Annotated in this window: 3 protein-coding genes; all 3 read right to left on the bottom strand. The window is 42.7% G+C overall.

Annotated features, from left to right (window positions below; translation table 11 throughout):
• Window positions 1-101 precede the first annotated feature (101 nt).
• Complete coding sequence (locus tag Q0212_RS08110; RefSeq protein ID WP_297924352.1) at window positions 102-341, bottom strand: helix-turn-helix transcriptional regulator; 240 nt, start codon at window positions 339-341, stop codon at window positions 102-104.
• On the bottom strand, window positions 325-966 hold the full coding sequence (locus Q0212_RS08105; protein WP_297924350.1) for a hypothetical protein: 642 nt from the start codon (window positions 964-966) through the stop codon (window positions 325-327). The genes Q0212_RS08110 and Q0212_RS08105 overlap by 17 nt, the downstream gene beginning before the upstream one ends.
• A 238-nt stretch (window positions 967-1,204) precedes the next feature.
• On the bottom strand, window positions 1,205-2,191 hold the full coding sequence (locus tag Q0212_RS08100) for an FAD-dependent thymidylate synthase (RefSeq protein ID WP_297924347.1): 987 nt from the start codon (window positions 2,189-2,191) through the stop codon (window positions 1,205-1,207).
• Window positions 2,192-2,330 lie beyond the last annotated feature (139 nt).

Genomic DNA, 2,330 nt, shown 5'->3' with positions numbered 1-2,330 from the left:
GCGAAGACACTCTTTCCCTACACGACGCTCTTCCGATCTAGTGTTTTTATTATTTATCTGATGTTGGCTTATTTTTGAAGTCCAAACCTTCTTCTCGTGCTTTAATTCTCCACATACTGTTGTAGTTTCTTAATAAAGCTAGGTTTAGCACTTTGCTGTCTACCATTTAAGACAAGGCTAAGGGTGGATAAACTAATATCTAACTCAGTAGCGACAGCTTTAATGGTAGTGCCTTCGGCAAGAGCTTTCGCTCTTACTTTAGTGGCTAACCCTTGAGGTATCAGCACTGTCGTTGCCTTTACCTTTGAACTGACTCTTGGGATGTTAAACGGTGCTGTCATCTGTCTTCACCTCAAAAATCTTCGCAAACTCAAACGCTTGGTCAAAGAACTCCTCGTCCATGTTGTTCCAGAAGATGTGGTCAAACTTAAAGTTAGTGAGACCACCCTCGCTGCTATGCTCTGACTTATATTTGGCTTCGGCTTTGGCATTGCGGATGCAAATGGTATGGACTTTGATGTCGTTCTCGGCAGCGAACTTGCTGATGCCTTCGTATTCTTCAATGAAACGCCAGTCGTCAATTACACAAATAAACTCAGAACCAATATCTCTAGCTAAGATACCCACTGTTATATCTAACCATAAGTTAGGCAAACCTAAAAGCTGACGATATTCTGTTCCTGTCTTCTGTAAAAGTTCCCGATGTGTTATACCTTGACCCATACCGTAAACTTTAAACTCTTTAGACTTGCCTTCCCCAAATAAAGCATCATCAATTTCTAACGGAGAATAGCCTGAAAACTCCAGCAACTTAGAAACTACGTTTTTCAGTCCTTTAGCAAAACAGATAGTATCTACTCCAAAAGGACGGTATTTTGTTAAGTCACAAGTTAAGGTGTCCGCAAACGTACTCTTACCCGACTCAGGAGCAAAGGCAGCGATTAAGATGATGTGTTTGTTCGTCATTTTGTGTTAACTCCAAGAGCATAAGATAAAGCCATTAAGATAGGCGTGACGGCTGTTAAGAACCCATAAAGAACCCATGTGTAGTTCACATTTGAGTAGTCTTTAAGAATGTCGGCTAAGACTCTAATTAGGACTGAGTTAAGAGCGAGCCAAAGGCAAATAAAGAGAGCTAGAGTTATTAAGAGGGAAGTAATCATTTTTAATCTCCAAGAAAAGAGGCGCGAACGCCTCAGAAACCTCAAAACATATCAACATTAGCTTTGATGTCGCTAGTGTCAATGGCTTGGCCAAAGTCAAAGTTAGTGCAGTTGTTATTGGGAATCAACGTGCGGTATTGCCCCCAGCCACGCAGATTGTTTGACCATAAATCACCGTTACGGCTCTGATGAGTAACAGTGGGTTGGTCAACGCCAAAATCATAGCAGATTGGATGGGCTTGGTGGGTCGCTGGGCTGGCGTGACAGCGTTCACCGTTAAATAGCTTAGCGATAATATCTTCGGCTTTGCCTTCGCTCATATCTAACTTACGATAAGAAGTTTGGGCGCAACAACTCATAGAGTGGTTAATCGCTTCTTGAGCGGTTGTTCCATAGTGTCCATGAATATCGGGAGTCCAGTAACCTCTGTCAAAGAAAGGAACGTGCCAACAGGTGTTGTCTAAGCCGACAGATTCTGTTTGCTGATACGCATGAAGCATTACTCGTGCTAATTCAGCAATGTGAGGGTCAGCGTCTTTGTGGAGGCGAAGCCAAAAGAAGTTGTCCCACTCTGTTGCTGTTACCACCATACGCATCATGCTAAATGGTTCAAGTAAACGGTTGACGACTTGTTTGTGGATTTTGAAATTGTCTAAGATTTTCGCAGCTTTAACAGCACTACTTGCCGCAGACTCCCATTCAAAGCGAGCCATTTTTAAGACATCAGCTTCAACCTCAGTCTCAGCCACCATCCCAGCTTGGTTCTTGCCAAAGTGCATTGGGATAACAGGATTAGCTAACACACGCTCAATTTGCTTGGCAACAGGGATAGCACGACTGCTTGCACCGTTTTTTTCGAGCATTTTATGCGTGTTAAACTCAGGCAAAATGAAGCGTGGGAAGTCAATTAAGAACGTCACAATCGGCTTTAACTCTGGCTGATGTACGTTCACCGACTTGGCTAAGATAGCAGCGCGGATACCGCCTTTGCCTTCGTAACCTGTTGGGATTTTATGTTCGATGTTCACGATATTTTTTCCTATTCAAAAAGCTCATAAATAAAAAGCAACAGTTTTAACCACACTAAGGCTATTAGCCCTGCTAATACTGCTACCCCAAAGGTAGCAAGTATCAACAGAACAATAATCACTTTAAGCAGATTTCGAG

Source organism: uncultured Agitococcus sp. (assembly GCF_937920075.1).
In the GTDB taxonomy this organism is placed as follows: Bacteria; Pseudomonadota; Gammaproteobacteria; order Pseudomonadales; family Moraxellaceae; genus Agitococcus.
Note: the sequence above shows the minus strand (reverse complement) of the source record. Positions and strands in the feature narration are given on the sequence as shown.

Excerpts from the sequence above, each read along its gene's own strand:
- Q0212_RS08110 (WP_297924352.1), bottom strand. The coding sequence starts at position 341 with ATGACAGCACCGTTTAACATCCCAAGAGTCAGTTCAAAGGTAAAGGCA.
- Q0212_RS08105 (WP_297924350.1), bottom strand. The coding sequence starts at position 966 with ATGACGAACAAACACATCATCTTAATCGCTGCCTTTGCTCCTGAGTCG.